This window comes from Rhodococcus sp. NPDC059234 (assembly GCF_042754225.1).
Taxonomy (GTDB): domain Bacteria; phylum Actinomycetota; class Actinomycetes; order Mycobacteriales; family Mycobacteriaceae; genus Rhodococcus_G.
In genome coordinates this window covers 13,469-35,640 of the sequence record NZ_JBHZAH010000046.1, presented here as the reverse complement: position 1 = coordinate 35,640, position 22,172 = coordinate 13,469, and the positions used below count along the sequence as shown (strand labels likewise).

Genomic DNA, 22,172 nt, shown 5'->3' with positions numbered 1-22,172 from the left:
ACTATAAATCTCTCGAGGGAACTGGTGTCTAATTAAGAGAAAGCGTCATGACCGAGTTCGTCTGGCGCCTGCCGTCGCGCGGCGACGGCAGGCACGCGGCGCCGGGTGCGCGCAACCGCGGCGGCTTCGGCGGCCCGCGGGTGCCCACCCCGGCGACGGACCTGCGGCCCGGCAACTTCGGGCCGTTCGACGAGCTGTCGCAGGTGGTGCTCGCCGCCGAACTGTCCGGGCTCGACGGGGTGCTCGCGCCCTACGACCCGCTCGGCGAGGAGTCCTGGATCGTGGCGGGCGGCGCGCTGCGGGAGACCCGGCACGCCGGGGTGGTCGTGGAGTTCCACCCCGCGTTCGGCACCCCGGTGTACGCGGCGAAGGTGTCCGCGACGCTGCAGCGGCTCTCGGCCGGCCGCCTCTCGTGGCGACTGCACGTCGAGACCGACGAGGCCGACGCCCGTGCACGCGGCGACCGCGTCACCGGGGTCGACCGCTACGCGCGTGCGGCGGAGTTCCTGTCCGTCGCCCGCGGCGTGTGGAACGAGGCGCCGGTGGCCGGGGCCGGGTTCGCTGGCACCGACTTCCAGTTCGCGGGGGAGTACTTCGACGTGATCGACGGCGGATTCCGCGGCATCCTGTCCGGGTTGCCGTTCCCGACCGTCCACCTCTCCGGATCCTCGGAGGAGGCCCTGGAGCTGTCGGCGCGGCACGCGGACGTGCACGTGTTCACCGAGACCGTCGACGGCGTCGCGGCGTCCGTCGACTCGCTCCGTCGGCGCGCGGCGGCGGCCGGCCGCACCGTCCGGGCCGGGCTGGAGCTGCCGATCATCGCCCGCGAGAGCGAGGACGAGGCCTGGGCGCGGGCGCAGCGGCAGTGGCAGGAGGTGCACTCCGACGGCGTCGGTGCGCGCTCCCTCGACCTCGGCGACGGCCGCTGGGCCGGCTTCACCGAGATCGGCTACGACCAGCCGATCGGCCTGGTCGGCAGCTACGAGCAGGTGGCGGAGCAGCTCTCGGGCTACATCGAGGCCGGCATCGAGACCGTCGTGCTGTCCGGGCATCCGCACATCGAGGAGGTGCACCGCGCCGGCGAGCACCTGCTGCACCTCGTCGACCCCGCCGGTCGCACCCTCGGCCACGCCCCCCGTCACGGTCAGGAGGCCACCGCATGAGCATCGACTTCTACTGGCGCATCGGGATGGAGGGCGACCACGCGTCGCTGCGCACGCCCCGTCGCTACAACCGCGGCAACGCGAACGGCTACGGTCCCGGCAACATCGCCCCCGCGATCCGCGGCGGCGAACTCGACGGCTACAGCTACGTCGACCACGTCGCGGCGGTCGCGAAGGCGTCGGAGTCGGCGGGGTTCGTCGGGGGTCTGCTGCCCTCGTTCCCGGTCACCGAGGACCCGTGGGCGCTCGCGTCGGCGCTGGCCCGCGAGACCAGCACCTACCGCTTCATGGTGGCCTTCCAGCCCGGCTTCCTGCATCCCGTGCAGGCCGCCCGGATGTCGGCGAGCCTGCAGCGGGCCACCGGCGGCCGGCTGGTCTACAACATCATCAGCGGCGGCGGGGGACCGGCGCAGCTGTGGTGGGGCGACAAGGTCGACCACGACGACCGCTACGCGCGCACCAGCGAGTTCCTGGACGTGCTGCGCGGGGTGTGGGACGGCGACCCGTACGACTACGACGGCCGGTTCTTCCGGACCGACGGGGCCGCGCTGCCGCCCGGGCTGGCCGGTCAGCCGTTCCCGGAGGTGTACTTCTCGGGATCCTCGGCCGCCGCGGTGAACGCGGCCGGGCTGCACAGCGACTACTACCTGTCCTGGCTCGAGCCGTTCGCGGACCTGCGGGCGAAGTTCGACGGCGTCCGAGCGCACGCCGAGAAGCTGGGGCGCACACCGAAGTTCGCGGTCCGCATCGACATCGTCGCCCGGCACACCGAGGAGGCGGCCTGGGCGGAGATCGAGAAGGGCTGGGCGTTCGTGGACCGCGAGGCCGCGAACCGGGCCGCCCAGGGCGACTCGGTCGGCGCCGCGCGGATCGCCGGCTGGGTGCCCGAGACCATCACCGGCTACCGCGACCTGGAGGTCCAGCCGAACGTGTGGTGCGGGTTCAGCCTCATCCGCGGCGGCCCCGCCTTCGGGCTGGTCGGCAGCTACGAGCAGGTCGCCCAGCGACTCGACGAGCTGCGTGCCCTCGGCGTCGACTCGTTCATTCTCGCCGGCAACCCGCACCTCGAGGAGGCCTACCGCGTCGGCGAGGAGGTCCTCCCGCTCCTCCAGGCGGCTCCGCCGCCCGTGCGCGCTTCCCGAGTCCACGGACTCGACAACCGCGCACCGTTGCTCACCCCCTGACCCGCCGTCGAATCAACAGGAGAGAAACCATGACCACCACCGAACCCCGTATCAGCGAGACCATTTCCGCCTTCGTCGACGCCACCGCCCGCGACGCGCAGAAGGCGTTCCGGGTGTTCCGGGACACCGGCACCGTCTCCGCGAACGGCACCGTCAACTTCGTCGAGCGGGTGCCCGGCGAGGAGATCGCCGTCGCCCTCAACGAGCCCGGCCCGTGGGCCGACGACCCGATCGCGCAGCCAGTGGTCGCGACCTTCGACGGAGAGGTGCTCGCCGGCACCGGCTCGGCGGGCTTCGTCTCCGCCTACGCCGACCTGTTCCGCCGCCACCCCGAGATCACCTCGGTGGTGCACGTGCACACCCCGTGGCTGGGCGGGTTCGCACAGACCCACCAGCCGCTGCCGATCCGGTACGCGGCCTCGCAGCGGCTGACCCTGTCGCGTTCCATCCCGCCGCACATCGATCGCAGCATCGGCGCCGGTGAGTTCATCCTCGGCGAGCTGGTCCGCGACCCCGACCTGGTCGCGATCTTCGAGGCCAACGGCGGCGTGAACGTCATCGGCCGCGACGGGCTCCTCGAACTGGCCAAGTTCGTCGTGCTGCTCGAGGAGGGCGCCCGGTACCAGGCCATCGGCGAGTCCGTCGGCGGCACCGTCGAATTCGACCCGACCAACCTCGTAGCCCAGTGGGGCCGCAGCGGCCTGCTCGAGCGGGCCCGCGAGCGCGGCCTGGTCTGATGCGCCGACGCGCAGTGGTGCGGTTGCAGAGTCCCTGGGCTCCGTAACCGCACCACTGCGGCGAAGCCGCATTCCCTCCCGATCAAGAAGGACATCAGTGAGTCTCATCGTTTCCCGCCGTCGCTTCCTCCTGGGTTCGGGTGCCGTCGGCGCCGGCCTGCTCCTCGGCGGGAGCCTCGCGGCCTGTGCCACGGGAGCGGCAGGCGAGTCCGCCGCGGGCGGGCAGCCGGTGCGTGGCGGCAGGTTGCGGATGGGCGTGGTCGACGGCAATCAGAAGGGCAACCTCGACCCGCACGTCGCCGTCGGCTACGGCAGCATCATCCGGGGATTCGCGCTGTACGCGAAGCCGTGGGAGTGGAACTCCCAGATGCAGACCCAGCTCGCGCTCGCCGAGTTCGCCGAGCCGAATGCCGACGCCTCGGTGTGGACGGTGCGGCTGCGCGACGGGCTCGAGTTCCATCACGGCAAGACCGTCACCGCGGACGACCTGATCCACACGATCCGGCGGATCCAGGACCCGAAAACCGGTTCGGCCGTGCGGGACCCGTTCGTCGACGCGGGCGCGCTCGAGAAGCTCGACGACCGGACGGTGGCGGTGCGCTTCGTCGGCGGGCGCGGGTACGTGGCGTTCCCGTCGGTGTTCGTGAACTTCGGCGGCGTCGTCCCGACAGACTTCGACCCGGTCACCAACCCGGTCGGCGCGGGACCGTACAAGATCAAGGAGTACACCCCCGGTCAGCGGTCGGTGTTCACCCGCTTCGACAACTACTTCCGTGAGGGCGCCCCGTACCCCGACGAGCTCGAGATCATCGACTTCAAGGACGACGGTGCCCGTGTCGCCGCGCTGCAGGCCGGCCAGATCGACACCGCGGACCGGGTCAGTGCGGAGCAGTTCCGGGTGCTCGAGAACGACCCGAAGATCAAGCTCCTCGTCAACCACACCGGTGGTGCGATCGGGGTCAACCTCAACCTGGCGAAGGAGCCGTTCAACGATCCCCGGGTCGCCGAGGCGTTCAAGTACATCCTCGACCGCGACGAACTGGTGAAGCGGGCACTCGGCGGGTACGGCAGGGTGGCGAACGACCTGTTCTCGCCGGACGATCCGACCTTCCCCACCGACATCCCGCAGCGAACGCAGGACCTCGACCGGGCCAGGAAGCTGCTCGCCGAGGCCGGTCGGCAGAACCTGGCCTTCGACCTGACCGTCGGACCCACCCCGAACGCGTCGGCCTCGGCCGCGGTGATCGCCGAGCAGGCGCGCAAGGCGGGCGTCACCGTCAACATCAGGCAGGTCGACAGCGCCACCTTCAACGGGCCCGACCGCGACCAGTGGGTCGCCAGCGTCCCGACCGGGGCCCCGCAGAATCCGCTCGCCAGCCGGGCCCGGTACTACACCCCGAACGCGCCGGTGAACCCGACGCACTTCGACAGCCCGCGCTACAACGAGTTGTACGAGCAGCTGACCAGCCAGCCGAACGAGGACCTGCGCAAACCGTTGGCCAAGGAGATGGAGCAGATCTTCCACGATCAGGGTGGCGAGATCGTCTGGGGCTACGTCGATTCGGTGGACGCGTACCGAAGCAACGTCGGCGGGGTCGTCGAGGAGCACTCGCACTTCCCGACCTGGCGTTTCGACAAGCTCTGGGTGAGCTGAGTTGGCCACCGTCGCGGTCGACTCCGCGGGCCCGGTGGCCGGGGTCCTCGGACGCCGGCCACCGTGGCTGGGCTGGTTTCTGCGCCGGGCCCTGTCCGGGGCCCTCGCGGTCGCGGTGATCTCGATGATCGTGTTCGCCGCGACCGTTGCGCTGCCGTCCGACCCCGCCCGCACCATCCTCGGTCCGGACGCTCGACCGGAGGCCATCGCGACCCTGCAGGGCAAACTCGGTCTCGGGGACCCGATCTGGGAGCAGTACCTGCGGTGGCTCGGTTCCGCGGTGCGCCTGGACTTCGGGGCGTCGTTGGACTCGGCGGTGCCGATCACCACGCTGGTCGGTGGGTGGCTGGCGAACACGCTGAGCCTGCTCGCCGTCGTGCTGGTGTTCTCGGTGCCGCTGGCGCTGGGCCTCGGCGTGTACGCGGCCGTTCGTCGCGACAGTTGGATCGACCGAGCGGTGGTCAACACCGCAGTCTTCTTCAAGGCGATCCCCGGGTTCGTGCTCGCCGTGGTGCTGGTGCTGGTGTTCGCCACCTCCGTGTTCGACATCCTGCCCGCGGCCTCCCTGCTGGATCCGAACCTGCCCGCGCTCGCACAGCCGCAGTACCTGGTGCTGCCCGCGCTCGCGTTGATCGCCGGCGCCGTGCCGTACCTGCTACGGCAGGTGCGGGCCTCGGTGGTCGAGGTGCTCGAGTCCGAGTACGTGCTCGCGGCCCGGTTGCGCGGCACAGACTTTCGCACCGTCCTGCGCAGGCACGTCCTCCCGAACGCGCTGATCCCCGCAATCCAGGCGTTCGCCTTGACGCTGAGCGTGCTCGTCGGCGGCACCGTCGTCATCGAGGTGGCCTTCAGCTATCCGGGCATCGGCAGCGGGCTGGACGGGGCGGTCGGCATGCGCGACCTGCCGGTGATCCAGGCCTGCGTCCTCGTCGTCGCGACCGCGGTGGTGCTGATCAACCTGGCCGCCGACCTCGCGACCGTCCTGCTCACCCCGCGCCTGCGCACCGCGTCCGGCACCAACGGCATCACCGGGAGGACCGCATGACCGGGTGGTGGCGGAGCGGGCAGGCGAGGGTCGGCCTCGCGCTGACCCTGGTGGTCCTGGCCGTCGGGTTCCTCGGACCGTGGCTGGCGCCGCACCGCGAGGAGGAGTTGCTCGGGCAGACCTACGGGGCGCCGGAATCGGGCGCGCCGCTCGGCTACGACTTCCTCGGGCGGGACGTCCTCTCGCGGACCCTGCACGGCGGGTTCTCGCTGATCTGGATGACGGTGCTCGCCTCGGTCGCCGCGATCCTCCTCGGCAGCGCGGTCGGGATGCTGTCGGGGTACCTGCGCGGCAGAGTCGACCAGGCCGTGGTGTGGCTGGCGGACGTGCTGCTCGCCTTTCCGAACATCGTGCTGGTCCTGCTCGTCGTCTCGATGCTCGGCCGCAGCGAGTGGCTGATCGTCGCGACTGTGGTCCTCGCGTTTCTGCCGGGCGTGGTCCGGCTGGCACGGGCCTCGACGCTGGACGTGGTCGGCCAGGAGTACGTGGAGGTCGCCGAGATGCTCGGCTACCCGCGCCGGCGGATCCTCTGCGCCGAGGTGCTGCCGAACATCCTTTCGCCGTTGCTCGTTCACCTCGGCACGATGCTCACCTGGGCGGTCGGGATTCTCGGAGCGATCAGCTTCCTCGGCTACGGCGTCGAGGCACCGGCCGCCGACTGGGGCCTGATGGTCAACGAGAACCGCAACGGCATGCGCATCCAACCCTGGGCGGTGATCGCTCCGGTCCTGTTCATCGCTCTGTTCGCGTTGGGGACCAACAGCTTCGCGGAGGGCCTGCGCCCGCCGGTGACGCGGGCGCGCGTCGGGAAGGAGACACTCCGATGAGCATCGGACTGCACGAGGCGGCGGAGACGGAGTCCGCGGAGCCGCCCGGATTCGCCGTGGTCGTCGACGATCTGACCGTGGTCCTCGACGGCGGCGCCGAGATCGTCAGCGGGGTCGGCTTCGGCCTGTCCGCGGGGGAGGTGCTCGGTCTGGTCGGCGAGTCCGGGTCCGGTAAGACCACCGTCGGCACCGCGCTGCTCGGCTACGCCCGGCCCGGCGCGCACATTCGGTCCGGACGCGTTCTGGTCGGCGGCGTCGACGTCCTCGCGCTGGACGAGCGCGCCCTGCAGACGGTGCGGGGTCGAGCGGTCGCGTACGTGCCGCAGGACCCGGGATCGGCGCTCGACCCCGGTCAGCGGATCGAATCGCTGCTGAGAACGACTCTCGCACAGCACCTTCCGGAGTTGAGCGCCGAGGAGGCCGACGAGCGGATCGCGGACGTGCTCGCCGACGTCGGGCTCCCCGCGGACGCGGACTTCCAGCGCCGGTACCCGCACCAGCTCTCGGGCGGTCAGCAGCAGCGCGTGGTGATCGCGGCGGCCTTTCTGCCTCGGCCGACGCTGGTGGTGCTCGACGAACCGACCACGGCCCTGGACGTGACCACCCAGGCCCGGATCCTCGAAACGCTGCGCGAGCTGTGCACCCGGCACCGCGTCGCGGCGGTGTACGTCTCGCACGACCTCGCGGTGGTCAAGGACGTCGCCGATCGGGTTCTGGTGCTCTACGCCGGGCGGGTGGTCGAGCGGGCCTCCCGCGACGCGCTGTTCGCCTCGCCCGCACACCCGTACACCCGGGGACTGCTCGCCGCGATCCCCGACGTCGCGGTGCGTACCGCGCTGGTGCCGATCCCGGGCCGGGCGCCGGCACCGGGCCAGCGCCCGGCGGGCTGCGCATTCGCGCCGCGATGCGCGTTGGCCACCGACGAGTGCGAGCGCGCGGTCCCGACGTCGGTGCTGGTCGGGCCCGACCAGCGGGCCGCCTGCGTGCACACCGCCCTCGCGGGGGCGCACTCGCGAACGCCTGCACCGCTGTTCGCCCCGGCGCCGGCCGCGGCGGGCGCCGCGCCGCTGCTGGTGGTCGAGAACGCGAACGCCCACTACGGCCGCGCGCACGTGCTCAGGGACGTCTCGCTGCACGTCGGCGTCGGGGAATGCCTTGCGGTGGTGGGGGAGTCGGGGTCCGGCAAGACCACCCTCGCCCGCGGGCTCGCGGGCATCGGCGAGCACTTCGACGCGACCGTGACCCTCGCCGGCGTCGCTGTCCCGAGCCGCGCCCGCCGGCGAACCCCGGGGGTCCGCAAGGCCGTGCAGCTGGTGTTCCAGAATCCCCAGCGGGCGCTGAACCCACGGCTGACGGTCGGACGCACGCTGCGCTCGGTGGTGCGGCACTTCGAGCCGGTCGATCGAACGGAGGCGGACCGGCGGGTCGCGGCGATCCTCGACCGGGTCGAGCTCGCGCCGCGGGTCGCGGACCTGCTGCCGCGCAACCTGTCCGGCGGCGAGCGGCAACGCGTCGCCGTCGCGCGAGCCCTGCTCTGCGAGCCGGACCTGCTCATCTGCGACGAGATCACCTCGGCCCTGGACGTTTCCGTGCAGGCGGCGGTGCTCGGGCTGCTGCGCGGGCTGCAGCAGGACGGGCTGTCGCTGCTGTTCGTCACCCACGACCTGGGTGTCGTCCGGGCGGTGGCCGATCGGGTGCTGGTGCTGCGCGACGGTCGCGTCGTCGAGCAGGGACCGGTCGCGGACGTCCTCGACAACCCCCTCAGCCCCTACACGCAACGACTTGTCGGCGATTCCCCGAGTCTTCGAGACCACATACAAGGAGAGGTCGCATGACCACCGAGATCTACAGTTTCCTGTCCTCCTCGCCCGCGCAGTACCCGTGGGAGAACCACTCCGGGGGCCTCGAGCACCTGACGAGGGACGCCCGCGCCATCGACGAGGGCGGGTACGCGGGGGCGCTGGTCGCCACCGGCATCGCCGCCGGACCGGACCCGTGGGTCACCTCGGCCGCGGTCATCCCCGAGACCAGCCGGATGAAGTTCCTGCTCGCCGTCCACCCGTCGGTGACCACCCCCGCGACGCTGGCCAAGCAGGTCGCGACCTTCGACGAGCTGTCCAACGGGCGGATCCTGACGAACATCGTGACCGGGTCCGCGTCCACCCCGGGGCGTTCGGGCGGCACCGCGTCCGCCGGGGTCACCCTCGACCACGACGCGCGCTACCGGTACACCGACGAGTTCCTGCACGTGTACCGCGGCTTGATCTCCGGGGAGAAGGTGAACTTCGACGGCGAGTTCATCTCCATCCACGAGGGCTTCACCGGGATCCGGCCGGTGCAGAAGCCGTACCCGGCGATCTGGTTCGGCGGGTCGTCCGATGCCGCGATCGAGGTCGCGGGCAAGCACGCCGACGTGTACGCCACCTGGGGCGAGCCGATCGACCTGCTCACCGAGAAGATCGGCAAGGCCCGGGCGGCCGCGGCCCGGCACGGCCGCGAGATCAGGGTCGGCTGCCAGTTCAACGTCATCGTCCGGGACACCAAGGAACAGGCCTGGGCCGCGGCCCAGGAACTGCTCGACCAGGCCGACGACGGCTTCATCGAGCAGTTCCTCGCGGGTCTGGCCGCAGGCGACTCGGTGGGTCAGCACCGGCAGCTCGGCTTCCACGAGCGCAAGCGCCCCGAGCACGCCCGCGACCTGGAGATCGAACCGGACATCTGGACCGGTTTCGGGCTGCTGCGCGTCGGCCCGGGCCTGGCCATCGTCGGCGACCCCGAGACCGTAGCCGCGCGCCTGCGCGGCTACCGCGAGGCCGGCATCGACGCCTTCATCCTGCAGAACTGGCCCTACGTCGAGGAGACGCAGCGCATCGCCCGGGACGTGCTGCCGCTGCTCGAGAACGACCTCGTCACCGCCAACTGAGCTTCCACCCAACAACTTTCGAAGGAGACTCCCGAAAATGAGCATTCGTGTCGGCTACTTCCCGCACAACAACTCGCTGTTCGTCCTGCGTCACCGCGGCATCCTCGAGCGCGCCCTGCCCGATGTGGAATGGGTCGACCTTCGCGCACTTCCGGAGGCCGAACCGGTGGACGTGACGGCCGCGCTGCCGAGCCTCCACTCCGACTGGCTGTTCGACGACGGCGGCTACGACGTCATCGGCACCGGCTTCACCCCGCCGATCACCGCGCTCGCCAAGGGGCACGACGTGGTCTACGTCGGTGTCTCGGGCCCGCGCATCGAGAACGGTCGCCTGGTGGCTCTCGCCGGCTCCGGCATCGAGACCGTCGCTGACCTGTCGGGCAAGCGGGTCGGCATCGCGCACGGCTCCTGGCAGACCAGCCTGCTGCTGATCGCCCTGGACCAGGTGGGGCTGACCTGGGCGGACGTCGAGCCGATCGACACCGGCGTGCGGGAGGGCGGCGCCGCGCTGCTCGCGGGCGAGCTCGACGCCTGGGTGGGGTCGTACCCCGGACTCGACGCGCTCGAGAGCGAGCACGAGGTGCGCACCCTCGTCGGCACCGAGTCGCTGTTCAGCCACCCGTCGCTGTGGTTCACCAGCCGCGAGTTCGCGGAAACCAACCGCGAGGCCCTCGAGGCGGTCGTCGCCGCGCTGCAGGAATCCGACGCGTGGATCGAGGCGAACCCCCGCGAGGCCGCGCAGTACTTCGTCGACGACACCCTCGCCCGCGGCGGGAAGGCCGACCTGGACCAGTGGGAGAACGCGCTGCGCGGACGGCCGTGGGGCGTCGCCCCCGTCGGGGAGTCCTTCCTCGACGAGCAACAGCACACCGCGGACCTGTTGGCCGCCAACGGTTTGCTGGCGCGCACGGTCGACGTGCGTTCGGCCGTCGTTCCCTGGATCGGCGAGGTCGTCGAGGCGAGTCGGTCCGGAGTGCGGGCCTAGGATCGGTGAAATCCTCGCGGTGCGGGTCAACGGTCCCCGCGTCGACCCGCACCGATCACCCGGCCGGTGCCGGACGCTGTTCAGCCCCAGCCCGCGGGGACGCGCGAACCAGCAGACCCGGAAGTCACGTCACGCCTCCGCATCTGATGCGGTGCTCAGTGTTCCGAGATGACGGATCCGTCCGCTCTCGTCGAGTTCCACGGCGATGTCGATCCCGACCCTGCGCAGGAACTCGTAGTCGTGGCTGACGATCAGAATCGCACCGCCGTAGCCGTCGAGTGCCTCGGCGAGTTGCTCGACGCTGGAGATGTCGAGGTTGTTCGTCGGCTCGTCGAGGATCAGCAATTGTGCGGGCGGATCTGCCAGGAGCAGCCTCGCGAGCGAGACACGGAACCGTTCGCCACCGGAGAGGGTGGCGACGGGACGGTCGACGCTGCTCCCTCTGAGCAGCAGGCGGGCGAGCTGATTGCGAATGGTGCCGACTGGTGTGCTGCGCGCGACGTCCTGCACGTTCTCCAGCGCGCTCGCTTCTTCGTCGAGGTTGTCGAGTCGCTGCGGGAGGTACCCGACTCGTTCGGTGAGCAGCACACCCTGCGCCCGCGCCGGGTCGGTGGTGGTGCCGGCGACGAGTTGTTCGAGGAGCGTCGACTTGCCGGCACCGTTGGGTCCGACGAGCGCGACGCGCTCGGGACCCTGGATCACGATTGTGCTGTCTGCGTCGCTGAGTTCGGCGAGGCGCCGACTCCGCGGCACGTCCGGGTCGGGGAGGACGAGGTGGATGTGTTCGTCCCCTCGCACGCGCAAGTCGGCGGCATCGACGGCGGCCTGGGCGGCGTCGACCTTGGCGTCGAGCGTCGAACGCATGGACCCCGCGGACGCCTGAGCCTTGCTGGCTCGATTCCCTGCCAAGATCTTGGGAATCCCGCCGTCTCTCTGGGTCTTCTTGGCTGTACGTTCGCGGCGGGCCAATTTGGTCTCGGCCTCGATCCGCTGACGCTTCTCGACCCTGAGCGCCTGTTGGGCGGAGCGGGCAGCCTGGACGGCCGCCGCCTGTTCCTGCTCGCGATGCTCCTTCCACGCACCGTAGGGGCCGCCGAACACGTCGAGGCGCCCGGCGTGCAACTCGGCTGTGTGATCCATGTGTTCGAGCAGTTCCAGGTCGTGGCTGACGACGATGAGCGTGCCCGGCCAGGCATCGACGAACTCGGCGAGCTTGGCACGGGTGGGGCGGTCGAGGTTGTTCGTGGGTTCGTCGAGCAGTGTGATCGGGGTGCGGCGGATCCGCAGGCCTGTGATGGCGATGAGCATCGCCTCGCCACCGGACACCTCGTCGACTCGGCGGTCGAGGTCCGCCGCGGTGAACCCGATCTCGTGCAGGGCCTCGTCGGCACGTGCCTCGATGTCCCAGGCGTCGCCGACGGTGTCGAACCGATGCGCGGCGACATCTCCGGACTCGATCGCCCGGAGCGCGGTGAGGATGCCGTCGATGCCGAGCAGTTCAGCGACTGTCGAGTTCTTCCCGAGTGTGAGTGTCTGGGGAAGGTATCCGACGTCGCCCACCGTGTCGACCTGCCCCGACGTGGGATGCAGCAGGCCGGCGATCAGCCGCAGCAGGGTGGACTTGCCGGCGCCGTTGCGGCCGACGAGTCCTGTGCGGCCCGCGGTGAAGGTGCCGCTGAGGCGGTCGATCGCGACAGTGCCGTCAGGCCATTCGAAGGTGAGATCTCTGAGGGTGACGGCTGAGGTCGTGGACATGGGTGCGTTCTCCTTCAACCGCTCGTGGCGAGCGGGCGATGCAGGTCGGTGGGTCAGGTGTCGATCGGCGTCGGCCCCTCGGCGCCCGGCTCGAGTCACGGGCGTGCGGTTTGTCCGCATGCCGCATCGGCGGCTGTGCCGAGTTGGCGGAGCCCTGCTTCTCGAATTCCCTTGGCGTGCGGTCTCCGTGCGACCTCGTCGACGTGTCCGTTCGAGGGCGATCGGAAGGTGCTCTGTGCGCAGACGTGACGCTGATCGGTGCAGCGCGAACGTGCCGGAATACGCTCGGTCGAATGGGCTGGCCCGATCGCACAACTGTGCGTACGGCAACAACCCATGACGTATGGGCGAGGTCGTTCACCGGGGTGCGATCCGCACCCACTCGGCAAAGGCCACCGGCAGTTCGGTGGCTAGATTCTGTCGACCTCGATCTCCATGACGGTCAATCTATCAGCCACGCTCCGGGAGGAGTCCGCGCGGTGTTCCCGTCGGTCACCTCCGCATGTCGGATCCGATCTCGTGCTCCGACAATCGGGCCGCGCCGCCCTACGGGGATGAACTGGCTGAAAACTGTTGATTTCCAACTGCATTGGTGGCCTGGGCGAAGTCCTCCGGGAGATCGGAACGCGACGTCGTGTGTTGCGGATCGGCGGATTCGGCTGCGGCGAATTCGGCGCGAGCATTCCTCGCCGCGGGTTGGTGGTGAGTTGGAAATCACGGCGGGCCTGGTCGGCCGCCCCGTAGGACCCGGCTGCTGCGCCTGGCAGTATCGAGGCATGGACGAGGTGAAGTACGCCGAGGACCTGACGGTCGGTGACGTGATCGATCTGGGCTCGCACGCGGTGAGCGAGGCCGAGATGGTGGACTTCTCGACCGTGTGGGACCCGCAGGACTCCCATCTCGACGCGGGGGCGGCCGCGCACGGCTACTTCGGCGGACTCATCGCCAGCGGTATGCACACCCTGGCCGTCTACCAACGGCTCGCGGTGCTCGGTGCCTATCGGCACTGGAGCGTTATCGGCGCGCGCGGGCTGCGGGACGTCCGGTTCCTGCGTCCCGTGCGTCCCGGTGACGTGCTGACCGGACTGATGGTGATCGACTCGGTCGAACTGGACGATCGCGGCCGCGGGCTGGTGACCACGACCGGCCAGTTGGCGGACGCGCAGGGCCGGGACGTCTTCAGCCTGCTCACCGAGGTGTACCTGCACCGCCGGCCCTGACGGCAGGGTCCTACCCGCGAAGGCCTCGGAAGAACGCCCGCACGTCGCCGACCAACAGCCCCGGCACCTCCAGGGCCGCGAAGTGCCCGCCCTCCTCGAACTCGCTCCAGTGCGTCAGGGTCGGGTTCGCCTTCTCCGAGACGCTGCGGACCGGCCGGACGATGTCGTGGGCGAAGACGGCCATCCCGAGCGGTGCGGTGCCCGTGGGTCCGGCGCCGCCGCGCGGGCCGCCCGACTCGAAGATCAGGCGGGCGGACGAGCCGGCCGTGCCGAAGAACCAGTGCAGTGACACGTTGGTCAGCAGGGTGTCGTCGGGGAGGGGGTGGGCCGGGTCCGTCCACTCCCGCGTCCTGTCCGCGATCCAGGCCAACTGCCCGGTCGGCGAGTCGGTCAGGGAGTAGGCGATGGTCTGCGGCCGGGTCGCGGACATCCGCATGTAGCCGGGCGGGTTGGCCAGGAACTCCCGGATCCTCTCGACCCGCGCGATGTCGCCCTCGGGCAGCCCGTCGTGGGGGACGGGGCCGTGCGGCAGGTAGTTCACGTGCACCCCGATCACCGCGTCCGGTGCCTCGACGGCGAGCAGTCGGGACACCCCCGATCCCCAGTCGCCGCCCTGCGCGCCGTACCGGTCGTAGCCGAGCCGGCGCATCAGTTCGGCGAAGGCGCGCGCGACGCGGGCGACATCCCAGCCTCGTTCGCGCGTCGGGCCGGACGGACCGAATCCGGGGATGGACGGGATCACCAGGTGGAACGCGTCGGCGGGGTCGCCGCCGTGCGCGCGGGGATCGGACAGTGGACCGATGACGTCGAGGAACTCGACGAACGTGCCCGGCCAGCCGTGCGTGAGGATCAGCGGCGTCGCGTCGGGCTCGGGGGAGCGCACGTGCAGGAAATGCACGGTGGCACCGTCGATCTCGGTCACGAACTGGGGGTGCGCGTTGATCGCGGCTTCCTGGGCGCGCCAGTCGAAACCGCTGCGCCAGTGCTCGGCCAGTTCCTGCATGCGGCCCAGCGGGATTCCGTAATCCCATGCGGCACCGTCCAGCTCGTCGGGCCACCGGGTGTTGGTCAGGCGGGTGTGCAGGTCGTCGATCGCGGACTGCGCGATGTCCACGCGGTACGGGGCGATGCGTGTGTCGGGCACGGCAACCTCCGAGGGTTTGTTGGTGTCGCCAACGGTAACACTACTTGTTGGTCTTGCCAACGATTACTAGGATGGGCGCATGGACCCCTCCGACGACACCCCGCCGGCCGCACTGCGCAGCTCCCCGAGCTGGCTCGTCGGCCAGGCGGGCATGTACGCCCAACGGCTGCTCAACGAGCGGATGGCCAGCGGCGCCGCGCACCGACATCACTTGTCGACGCTCGCGGCGCTGGACGAGTACGGGCCGGTCAGTCAGGCCTCGCTCGGGCGGCACTGTCACCTCGACCGGAGCGACGTCGCCGCGCTCGTCGGTGATCTGGAGGAGGCGGGATGCCTTGCGCGGGAGCCGGATCCGGCGGATCGACGGCGCAATGTCGTGACCATCACGCCCGACGGGGCCGCGCGACTGGCGCAGCTGCGGCTGTTGGCGTCGGCCGCGCGCGACGATCTGCTCGAGCCGCTCGCCGCGGCCGAGCGAACCCAGCTGATCGCGCTCGTCGAGCGGGTGGTCGAGCATCACGCCGACCGGCGGGGGCAGGGCTGGGCCTGACGTCGCGCCGGCCGTCGTCGCACGGTGGAGTGGGTTGTAGGCTCGGCCGGCATGTCGGTGGATGGCGCGGGGGGGATTGCTGTGGGTGTCTGGGGCGCGGGGAACTTCGAGAGTGACACCGTGGCGGACGGATTGGGTGCGCTGACGGACGGGATCATCGCGGACATCGCGACGCAGTTCGACGGCGCGCCTGGCGATTCGGCTCTGGAGCCGGACGAGTGGGGTGGGGAGATGGTGCCCGCTTGGCTCGAGATCCTGGTCGAGATCGTCGAGCCGTGCCGGGTCGGTGCGACCTTCCCCTCGGTGGAGGTGCTGACCGACTGGCGGGACCGGTACCTGCGGGTCTGGGACGAGTACATCGACGACCTCGATCCCGACGGCGACTACAAGGTCGCGCGACGTGCGGTGCTCGTCGGCACCTTCGAGCGGGCCCGTTCGCTCGCGGCGTTGCGCGAACGGGGCTGAGGCCCGGCGATTCGGTCAGCGCTGTCCCGCCATGATCAGCCTGGCGGTGACGTCGAGGCGCTCGGCGATCTGCGCGTAGGACTCGTAGCCCATGCCCGCGCGCACGAGCGCCCCCGACCAGGCGATCTCGAGCGCCTCGAGTACGTCGGGGTCCTGCCGGGGGCCGAGCGCCTCGTTCAACCGGGCTCGGATGTCCAGCCCGATCCGGACCCGGAGGTGTTCGACGTCCGGGTCGTCCCCCATCATCGCGGTGGTGACGGCCGCGGCGAGCTCCGGCTCGTCCGAGACGAGCAGTGCGACCTCGCGGAGCACGGTCGCGACCCGGTCCGCGGGGTCGCCGTCCTCGGGGGTCTCCCGTGGAATCGCGTCCAGGCGCCGCCAGAACACCTCCGCGACGAGGTGGCTCTTGGACGAGAAGTAGGTGTACGCGGTCGCGGCGGCCACGCCCGCCTCGCTGGCCACCAAGCGCACGGTCAGGCCCGAGAATCCGTGCGTGCGCAGCACCGCGACCGCCGCCGTCGTCAGCCGGTCGACCGTCTCGGCCTGTTGCTCGGACAGTCGCCTGCGGGTGGACTCGAACTTGGCTTTGGTGGACACGTGTCCAGACACTACGGGAATCGGGGTAACCCGGCAAAGCGTAGCCGTCCGCTCGGCGGGTAGTGATCCTCTTGCTGGACCACTCCGTGAGCGCGCCGGACGTCGTCGAGTTCTTCGCCCAGGCGGGCGCGGCGACGACGTCGCACAGCCGCTGTCGGACATTCCGAAAAGCGGCCTCGAACATGAAGGCCGCGAGGACATCCGAATCCTCCGTGTCGCCGCCACCCCAGGGCCGTGAACCAGCCTGGGTCGCTGTGGTCGGGTTGGAGGGGTGGCGGCGGCGCGAGCGCGGAACGCGTCGTTCAGCGGACGACGTCGAAGACGTTCTTCTGGATGCCGTTGGCGTACGCCTCGTATTCGACGAGCTTCAGCTTCTGGGCGTCCTTGTCGGTGGCGCTGAACAGGCGCTTGCCTTCGCCGAGTAGTACCGGGAAGACGAGCAGGATGTAGCGGTCGATCAGGCCGGCGTCCGACAGGCTCTGGTTCAGCGACGCGCTGCCGTGCACGATGATCGGGCCCCCGTCGGTCTCCTTCAGCTCGGCGACCTCGTCGATCGACCGCAGGATGGTCGTCTCGCCCCAGTTCGAGACCAGATCGTCGTCGGTGAGAGTGGTGGAGACCACGTACTTCGGCATCGCCTTGTAACCCGCGAAGTCCTCCATGTCCGGCCACACCGGACTGAATGCCTCGTAGCTGACCCGACCCATCAGGATCGCGGTGGATTCGTCCTGCTCCCGACCCTTGATCTCGTAAGCCTCGGGGACGAATTCGATGTCCTTGAAGGTCCATCCCGAATTCCGGTAGCCGGGTTCACCGCCGGGTCCCTCCACGACCCCGTCGAGGGAAATGAAGGCGGTGCTGATCAGCGTGCGCATGTGGGTCTCCTGTGATGTCGGTGGTCGGTCAGGGCTTCTCTGTTGCGGTTTCCCTTGCCGTATCGGCCACGCTCGGCTGACAGGGCAACGTTCAGTGATGTTGCGCTACAAGGGATGTCAGGCGATGAGCGCGGTGAGCCACTGCTGCCAGGCTGTCTCGGCGCCGTCGGCGTGTGGGCCGAACAGGTGATGGAACATCAGCGTCAGGCCGGTGGGACTGTGATGGAAGCTGTAGAGGCCGTCGTGGGTGCGGATGGCGAAACGCTCGTCGTCCGCCCAGACGACCGCACCGTCCAGCGGCGGCAGATTCGCGGGCTCAGCACGCACGGGCGCGCCCGAGACAATCGGGGTGGGCAGCGACAGCCCGCGAACGAGCGCGGCCCGGACCTGCTGCCCTGACGACCCCTGCCCCGCAGCGAAGACCGGCACCGCGGAGCGTCCCGGGAAGTGCGTCAGGTACTCGGCGAGGGTGTGCAGGTGGAACGGCCAGCCGCGGCGCAGGGCGTCGTACTCGTCCTGCCAGTCCTCGCCGAGCATTCCGCTGTGCACGACACGCAGAACGGTGCTGCCCCCGTCGCGTCCCTCGATCAGGTACTCGAAGGCCATGAACCGGCCGTCCTCCGCCGGGGCGGTCCGGGTGGCGAAACGTTCACCCGGCTCGTAGGCGGTGACGGTTGCCTCCTGGCGGTTGCCGCCGGTGTCCATGGCAGCGACCCCACCCTCCTTCGGATCCACCTCGTTACGCCCCATGAACCAGGAGTCGATCCCGGGCCCCGTGGCGATCGCCTCCCACACCTGCTCCGGGCTCGCGTCCAAGGTGGCTTCCAGTTCGATCTCGAACCGGTGCGTCATCGTCAGTTCTCCTGTTCTGCGTCGGATTCGGTCCCGCGCGCCGCGGTGGGACCGGGTTGCGGGTCGGGGATCTGATGGAGCCCGACGATCACGCGGTGGCTGCGGCCGCCCGTTGCGGATTCGTCGTGGTAGCGGCTGACCAGGCTCGCGACCGTCTGAGCCAGTTCGTCGGCGAAGGACGCCCGGTCGGCCGCGGAGGCGAACCGCACGTGCGCGTCGATGCCGAAGGTCGCGACCCGCCGCTTCGCCCGGGTGGCGCCGGTCAGCAGGGACCCGACCTCCTGCACCAGTCGGGATCCGAGTGCCAGCAGCCACCGCGCGGAGAGTTGATCGGGAGACCGGGAAGGGTCCGGACTGACGGCGGCCAGCACGCTGGGGGAGATGACGTAGGACGCGGCCGTGGCGCGGTAGACCCGCTCGGTCACGTTGCCCTTGCGTCGCTCCTCGACCAGCTCGACCAGCCCGTGACGCTCGAGCTCCTTCAGGTGGTAGTTGATCTTCTGTCGCGGCAACCCCAGCCGGCCCGCCAGCATCGCGGCCGATCCCGGCTCGGCCAACGCGCCGAGAATCCGGGACCGGATGGGGTCCAGGGACGCCCCGGCCGCGGCGGGTTCTTCGATCACAGCTACATCGAGCACCCAGTCAGGGTCCTACCGACAAATACTTTTGTCAAGACAGATATAGTTGTCGGTTGGTCGCAGGCTCGGAGCGCGAGGAGATCCGCACCGAGGGTGTACCCCGACACTCCCGCCGCGGTGGCAGCATTAACGGCTAGTAGGACCCGGATTGGGTCGCGCTGTCCGAGTCTCCGCCGTCGCGGCGAGGGGCTGGCGCTGTGGCCGCCGAACGTCTGTGGGATCCGGATCTGACCGAAGGAGCGTCGGAACGATGAGAACCATGCAGTCTGTTGTCGCCGACAAGGTAGGCGAACCGTCCGAGGTTCTGCACCTGCAGACCCGCCCCATTCCGGAGCCAGGCCCCGGTCAGGTCCGGATCCGGGTCGCGGCGGTACCCGTTCATGCCAGCGATCTGCACACCGTCCGCGGCAGATACGGGTTCACCCCGGAATTCCCCACCGTGCCCGGAATCGAGTCCGTCGGTGTGATCGACGAACTCGGTAGCGGCACAGACGGTCTGACCGCCGGGCAACGCGTCATCACGGTCGGGGTCAGGGGCACGTGGCAGGGGTATGTCGTTGCCGATGCCGAGCGGGTCCTGCCCGTTCCCGTCGGCATGAGCGATTCCACGGCCGCCCAGATGCTCAGCAATCCGCTCACCGCCGTGATCCTGACCGGTGACGAACTCGATGTTCGACCGGGTGAATGGCTCTTGCAGACGGCGGCCGGATCAACCGTGGGACAGTCGGTCATCCAGCTCGGCACGCACGTCGGCTTCAAGACCCTCAACGTGGTCCGCCGGCGATCCGCCGTCGAGGGCATCCTCGCGTTGGGCGGCACCGCGGTGATCTGCACGGAGGACGAGGACTTGCGCGAACGGGTGGCCGCCACAGTCGGCCGCGACGGCGTGTCCAAGGCGATCGACTGTGTCGGCGGTCAGGTCGGCGCGGACGTGTCGCGCGCGCTGGCGCCGCACGGTGAACTGGTCGTCTACGGTGCGCTGTCCACGCACCGCCAAACCGATCCCGACAAGCTCACCATCCCCGTCTTCGCGCGCTCGCTGATCTACGAAACCAAGACCGTCCGGGGGTTCTGGCTGCTCCGCTGGTTCACCGAGACCGCGAAGGACCGGATGGCCGCAACGATCGACCGGACACTTCAGCTCGCCGACAGCGGCGCGTTGCGGGTGCCGGAGGGCCGGCCGGTTCCCGTCGAAAAGTTCGGCGAAGCGGTCTGTCTGGCCGAGGCCCCCGCACACGGGGGCAAACCGCTGCTGGTGTTCGAACCGTAGAAGGGGGATAGGTCCTCGGTCTCGTGCAAAGGACGAGTCGGCGCCGGATCGGGGTACGCCCCCGTCGTTAGACCGCTGCGCTGCAACGAGTCCGGGCTCGGTGACACCCCCGGGGTGGGCATCCTCCGACTCCGGGGACCCCGTGAACGCGAAGTGGGTGGGCGCTCCGGGTGCGGTAGGCTGGCGCGACCAGGCGATCGATAGGTAGGCGCAGATGACCTCGTCAGCGTTGGACGCGTCCGTAGCCGAGGTGCCGGACTGGCGTGAGATCCGGCCGCTGGAACTGACACCCATCCTGTCGGCAGCTCTCGACGCCTTCTACGAGAACGGCTTCCACGGCGCATCGGTGCGTGACATCGCCAAGCGCGTCGGCGTGACGGTCCCTGCGCTCTACTACCACCACGAGAACAAAGAGGGGCTCCTGCTGGCGTTGCTGGAACTGAGCACCCGGGACGTGCTGGCCAGGGCCGACGCCGCCGACGCCGCGGGCGGTGACGACCCCGTGCAGCGGCTGGCCAACGTCATCTACTCCATCGTGCTGCGGCTGACGAATCGCGCGCGCATGGTGGCGCTCGAGAGCGAGGTCAGGTACCTCAGCGCCGACAATCGGCAGCACCACAGTGCGATACGCAAGAACATCGAAGAGTTGGTCCTGGCGATCGTCAAGGACGGCAATCGCGCCGGGGTGTTCTCGGCGACCGACGCGGCGGAGACGACGCGTGCGGTCCTGGGCATGTGTCAGTCCATTCCGCGCTGGTACCACGCCGAGGGCAAGTTGTCGCCGGAGTCGGTGTCGAACAAGTACGTCGCCATCGCGCTGAAGGCTGTGGGCTGCGGCGCGACGGTCCGGCCGATTCGGGCGCCGCGCCGCAGGAAGTCCTGAGCCGGCTGGGAATCGCTGCCCGGACCGGCTGAGCTGTTGACCCCTCGGTGTGCGGCGTGTTACACAATTTAGCGATCGTTAAGTAAGCCGAGGATCGGCGTCGGCATGCACCTGCCTGGCGATCACAGCCGCGTCCGGCAAAGGAACTCGGCCAGGACCGGCCGCTGACGCCCGGCCACCACTGATCGAATCGAAGGGAATCACATGACCAACGCCGTCATCGTCGACGCCGTCCGCATCGCGTCCGGCAGGGGCAAGCCCGGCGGGGCCCTGTCCGGTACCCACCCCGTGGAACTGCTCGCGCACGTGCTCCGGTCCATCGTCGACCGGAGCGGCATCGACCCGGCCCAGGTCGACGACGTCATCGGGGGCTGCGTTCAGCAGGTCGGCGAGCAGGCCCTCAACATCTCCCGCACCGCGCTGCTGTCGGCCGGCTTCCCGGACTCGGTGCCCGCGACCACCATCGACCGGCAGTGCGGCTCGAGCCAGCAGGCCGCGCACTTCGCCGCGCAGGGCGTCATCGCCGGCGCGTACGACATGGTGATCGCCTGCGGCGTCGAGTCGATGAGCCGCATCCCGATGGGCACCTCGCCGATGGGCCAGGACACCGCCGGTCCCGGCATCGCCGCCCGGTACCCGGAGGGCCTCGTCCACCAGGGCATCTCCGCCGAACTGATCTCCGCGAGGTGGAAGCTCGACCGCGACACCCTCGACGCATTCTCCGCGCAGTCGCACCAGCGCGCCGCCGCCGCGATCGCCGCCGGCGCGTTCGACCGGGAGATCGTGCCGATCGACGTCGTGAACGCCGCCGGCGACACCGTCGCGCACACCGTCGACGAGACGGTGCGTGCGTCGACCACCGCCGAGGGGCTGTCGGGTCTGCGGCCCTCGTTCCGCACCGACACGTTCGCCGCGCGCTTCCCCGACGCGCCGTGGCAGATCACCCCGGGCAACTCGTCGCCGCTGACCGACGGCGCGTCCGCGGTGCTGATCATGAGCGAGGAGATGGCCACCAAGCTGGGCCTGACTCCGCGCGCCCGCTTCCACTCGTTCTCCGTCGCCGGCGACGACCCGATGTTCATGCTCACCGCCCCGATCCCGGCCACCCGCAAGGTGCTCGCGAAGGCCGGCCTGAGCATCGACGACATCGACGCCTACGAGGTCAACGAGGCGTTCGCGCCGGTGCCGCTCGCGTGGGCGCACGAATTCAACGCCGACCCGGCCAAGCTCAACCCGCTGGGTGGCGCCATCGCGCTCGGGCACGCGCTCGGCTCGTCCGGCACTCGCCTGCTCACCACGCTGGTCAACCACCTGGAGACCACCGGTGGGCGGTACGGCCTGCAGACCATGTGTGAGGGCGCGGGCATGGCCAACGCCACCATCATCGAACGTCTCTGACCCACAA

The 22,172-nt window shown here is 70.0% G+C and carries 21 protein-coding genes; 15 read left to right on the top strand and 6 right to left on the bottom strand.

Translation table 11 applies throughout. From position 1 onward, the window contains the following. Positions 1 to 47: 47 nt before the first annotated feature. From ACFXGJ_RS12290 to ACFXGJ_RS12250, 9 genes are all read left to right on the top strand, one after another. Entirely contained in the window at positions 48 to 1,163 is a 1,116-nt protein-coding gene (locus ACFXGJ_RS12290; protein ID WP_378619662.1) for an LLM class flavin-dependent oxidoreductase, read from the top strand. Further along, entirely contained in the window at positions 1,160 to 2,347 is a 1,188-nt protein-coding gene (locus ACFXGJ_RS12285) for an LLM class flavin-dependent oxidoreductase (RefSeq protein WP_378619660.1), read from the top strand. Before ACFXGJ_RS12290 ends, ACFXGJ_RS12285 begins: the two co-directional genes overlap by 4 nt. Before the next feature lie 29 nt (positions 2,348 to 2,376). Continuing rightward, on the top strand, positions 2,377 to 3,084 hold the full coding sequence (locus tag ACFXGJ_RS12280; protein ID WP_378619657.1) for a class II aldolase/adducin family protein: 708 nt from the start codon (positions 2,377 to 2,379) through the stop codon (positions 3,082 to 3,084). A 97-nt stretch (positions 3,085 to 3,181) separates the two neighbouring features. Continuing rightward, the gene (locus tag ACFXGJ_RS12275) at positions 3,182 to 4,738 is read left to right on the top strand and encodes an ABC transporter substrate-binding protein (RefSeq protein ID WP_378619655.1); all 1,557 of its coding nucleotides are present in this window, start codon (positions 3,182 to 3,184) and stop codon (positions 4,736 to 4,738) included. A 1-nt stretch (position 4,739) separates the two neighbouring features. Further along, positions 4,740 to 5,783, top strand: coding sequence for an ABC transporter permease (locus ACFXGJ_RS12270; protein ID WP_378619652.1), 1,044 nt, complete (start codon positions 4,740 to 4,742; stop codon positions 5,781 to 5,783). Then, on the top strand, positions 5,780 to 6,610 hold the full coding sequence (locus ACFXGJ_RS12265; RefSeq protein ID WP_378619648.1) for an ABC transporter permease: 831 nt from the start codon (positions 5,780 to 5,782) through the stop codon (positions 6,608 to 6,610). The genes ACFXGJ_RS12270 and ACFXGJ_RS12265 overlap by 4 nt, the downstream gene beginning before the upstream one ends. Next, positions 6,607 to 8,445, top strand: coding sequence for a dipeptide ABC transporter ATP-binding protein (locus tag ACFXGJ_RS12260; RefSeq protein ID WP_378619642.1), 1,839 nt, complete (start codon positions 6,607 to 6,609; stop codon positions 8,443 to 8,445). Before ACFXGJ_RS12265 ends, ACFXGJ_RS12260 begins: the two co-directional genes overlap by 4 nt. Next, on the top strand, positions 8,442 to 9,533 hold the full coding sequence (locus ACFXGJ_RS12255; RefSeq protein WP_378619639.1) for an LLM class flavin-dependent oxidoreductase: 1,092 nt from the start codon (positions 8,442 to 8,444) through the stop codon (positions 9,531 to 9,533). Before ACFXGJ_RS12260 ends, ACFXGJ_RS12255 begins: the two co-directional genes overlap by 4 nt. 37 nt (positions 9,534 to 9,570) lie before the next feature. Then, entirely contained in the window at positions 9,571 to 10,518 is a 948-nt protein-coding gene (locus ACFXGJ_RS12250; RefSeq protein ID WP_378619637.1) for an ABC transporter substrate-binding protein, read from the top strand. Positions 10,519 to 10,647: 129 nt separating this feature from the next. Here ACFXGJ_RS12250 and ACFXGJ_RS12245 read toward each other — a convergent pair whose 3' ends face one another. After that, complete coding sequence (locus tag ACFXGJ_RS12245; RefSeq protein ID WP_378619635.1) at positions 10,648 to 12,273, bottom strand: ABC-F family ATP-binding cassette domain-containing protein; 1,626 nt, start codon at positions 12,271 to 12,273, stop codon at positions 10,648 to 10,650. A 776-nt stretch (positions 12,274 to 13,049) separates the two neighbouring features. Between ACFXGJ_RS12245 and ACFXGJ_RS12240 the strand changes: the two genes are divergently transcribed. Then, positions 13,050 to 13,493 (top strand): MaoC/PaaZ C-terminal domain-containing protein, encoded by a 444-nt coding sequence (locus ACFXGJ_RS12240; RefSeq protein ID WP_378619633.1) that lies wholly within the window; start codon positions 13,050 to 13,052, stop codon positions 13,491 to 13,493. 10 nt (positions 13,494 to 13,503) lie between these two features. Here the strand turns inward: ACFXGJ_RS12240 and ACFXGJ_RS12235 are convergent, their stop codons facing one another. Then, entirely contained in the window at positions 13,504 to 14,637 is a 1,134-nt protein-coding gene (locus ACFXGJ_RS12235) for an epoxide hydrolase family protein (RefSeq protein WP_378619630.1), read from the bottom strand. 79 nt (positions 14,638 to 14,716) lie between these two features. Here ACFXGJ_RS12235 and ACFXGJ_RS12230 point away from each other — a divergent pair, with 79 nt between their 5' ends. Both ACFXGJ_RS12230 and ACFXGJ_RS12225 read left to right on the top strand, forming a co-directional pair. Continuing rightward, on the top strand, positions 14,717 to 15,187 hold the full coding sequence (locus ACFXGJ_RS12230; protein ID WP_378619627.1) for a MarR family winged helix-turn-helix transcriptional regulator: 471 nt from the start codon (positions 14,717 to 14,719) through the stop codon (positions 15,185 to 15,187). 120 nt (positions 15,188 to 15,307) lie between these two features. After that, complete coding sequence (locus tag ACFXGJ_RS12225) at positions 15,308 to 15,652, top strand: DUF4259 domain-containing protein (protein WP_378619624.1); 345 nt, start codon at positions 15,308 to 15,310, stop codon at positions 15,650 to 15,652. Positions 15,653 to 15,667: 15 nt separating this feature from the next. Here the strand turns inward: ACFXGJ_RS12225 and ACFXGJ_RS12220 are convergent, their stop codons facing one another. The 4 genes from ACFXGJ_RS12220 to ACFXGJ_RS12205 form a co-directional block, all read right to left on the bottom strand. Continuing rightward, entirely contained in the window at positions 15,668 to 16,249 is a 582-nt protein-coding gene (locus tag ACFXGJ_RS12220; RefSeq protein ID WP_378619622.1) for a TetR/AcrR family transcriptional regulator, read from the bottom strand. A gap of 302 nt (positions 16,250 to 16,551) precedes the next feature. Further along, positions 16,552 to 17,124 carry a dihydrofolate reductase family protein gene (locus ACFXGJ_RS12215; RefSeq protein ID WP_378619619.1) on the bottom strand — a complete coding sequence of 191 codons (573 nt, stop codon included), beginning with the start codon at positions 17,122 to 17,124 and terminating at the stop codon, positions 16,552 to 16,554. Between the two features lie 117 nt (positions 17,125 to 17,241). Beyond that, positions 17,242 to 17,976, bottom strand: a complete 735-nt coding sequence (locus ACFXGJ_RS12210) for an SRPBCC domain-containing protein (protein WP_378619616.1) — start codon at positions 17,974 to 17,976, stop codon at positions 17,242 to 17,244. A gap of 2 nt (positions 17,977 to 17,978) precedes the next feature. Then, entirely contained in the window at positions 17,979 to 18,614 is a 636-nt protein-coding gene (locus ACFXGJ_RS12205; RefSeq protein WP_378619613.1) for an ArsR/SmtB family transcription factor, read from the bottom strand. A 250-nt stretch (positions 18,615 to 18,864) separates the two neighbouring features. Here ACFXGJ_RS12205 and ACFXGJ_RS12200 point away from each other — a divergent pair, with 250 nt between their 5' ends. The 3 genes from ACFXGJ_RS12200 to ACFXGJ_RS12190 all read left to right on the top strand — a co-directional run bounded on the left by ACFXGJ_RS12200 (position 18,865) and on the right by ACFXGJ_RS12190 (position 22,165). Beyond that, positions 18,865 to 19,884 (top strand): zinc-dependent alcohol dehydrogenase family protein, encoded by a 1,020-nt coding sequence (locus tag ACFXGJ_RS12200; RefSeq protein ID WP_378619610.1) that lies wholly within the window; start codon positions 18,865 to 18,867, stop codon positions 19,882 to 19,884. Between the two features lie 214 nt (positions 19,885 to 20,098). After that, entirely contained in the window at positions 20,099 to 20,767 is a 669-nt protein-coding gene (locus tag ACFXGJ_RS12195; protein ID WP_378619608.1) for a TetR/AcrR family transcriptional regulator, read from the top strand. Positions 20,768 to 20,971: 204 nt separating this feature from the next. Then, the gene (locus ACFXGJ_RS12190) at positions 20,972 to 22,165 is read left to right on the top strand and encodes a thiolase family protein (RefSeq protein ID WP_378619605.1); all 1,194 of its coding nucleotides are present in this window, start codon (positions 20,972 to 20,974) and stop codon (positions 22,163 to 22,165) included. Positions 22,166 to 22,172: the final 7 nt, after the last annotated feature.

Excerpts from the sequence above, each read along its gene's own strand:
- ACFXGJ_RS12245 (WP_378619635.1), bottom strand. The coding sequence starts at position 12,273 with ATGTCCACGACCTCAGCCGTCACCCTCAGAGATCTCACCTTCGAATGG.
- ACFXGJ_RS12215 (WP_378619619.1), bottom strand. The coding sequence starts at position 17,124 with ATGCGCACGCTGATCAGCACCGCCTTCATTTCCCTCGACGGGGTCGTG.
- ACFXGJ_RS12280 (WP_378619657.1), top strand. The coding sequence starts at position 2,377 with ATGACCACCACCGAACCCCGTATCAGCGAGACCATTTCCGCCTTCGTC.
- ACFXGJ_RS12260 (WP_378619642.1), top strand. The coding sequence starts at position 6,607 with ATGAGCATCGGACTGCACGAGGCGGCGGAGACGGAGTCCGCGGAGCCG.
- ACFXGJ_RS12210 (WP_378619616.1), bottom strand. The coding sequence starts at position 17,976 with ATGACGCACCGGTTCGAGATCGAACTGGAAGCCACCTTGGACGCGAGC.
- ACFXGJ_RS12195 (WP_378619608.1), top strand. The coding sequence starts at position 20,099 with ATGACCTCGTCAGCGTTGGACGCGTCCGTAGCCGAGGTGCCGGACTGG.
- ACFXGJ_RS12290 (WP_378619662.1), top strand. The coding sequence starts at position 48 with ATGACCGAGTTCGTCTGGCGCCTGCCGTCGCGCGGCGACGGCAGGCAC.
- ACFXGJ_RS12255 (WP_378619639.1), top strand. The coding sequence starts at position 8,442 with ATGACCACCGAGATCTACAGTTTCCTGTCCTCCTCGCCCGCGCAGTAC.
- ACFXGJ_RS12250 (WP_378619637.1), top strand. The coding sequence starts at position 9,571 with ATGAGCATTCGTGTCGGCTACTTCCCGCACAACAACTCGCTGTTCGTC.
- ACFXGJ_RS12200 (WP_378619610.1), top strand. The coding sequence starts at position 18,865 with ATGAGAACCATGCAGTCTGTTGTCGCCGACAAGGTAGGCGAACCGTCC.
- ACFXGJ_RS12230 (WP_378619627.1), top strand. The coding sequence starts at position 14,717 with ATGGACCCCTCCGACGACACCCCGCCGGCCGCACTGCGCAGCTCCCCG.
- ACFXGJ_RS12240 (WP_378619633.1), top strand. The coding sequence starts at position 13,050 with ATGGACGAGGTGAAGTACGCCGAGGACCTGACGGTCGGTGACGTGATC.
- ACFXGJ_RS12265 (WP_378619648.1), top strand. The coding sequence starts at position 5,780 with ATGACCGGGTGGTGGCGGAGCGGGCAGGCGAGGGTCGGCCTCGCGCTG.
- ACFXGJ_RS12285 (WP_378619660.1), top strand. The coding sequence starts at position 1,160 with ATGAGCATCGACTTCTACTGGCGCATCGGGATGGAGGGCGACCACGCG.
- ACFXGJ_RS12190 (WP_378619605.1), top strand. The coding sequence starts at position 20,972 with ATGACCAACGCCGTCATCGTCGACGCCGTCCGCATCGCGTCCGGCAGG.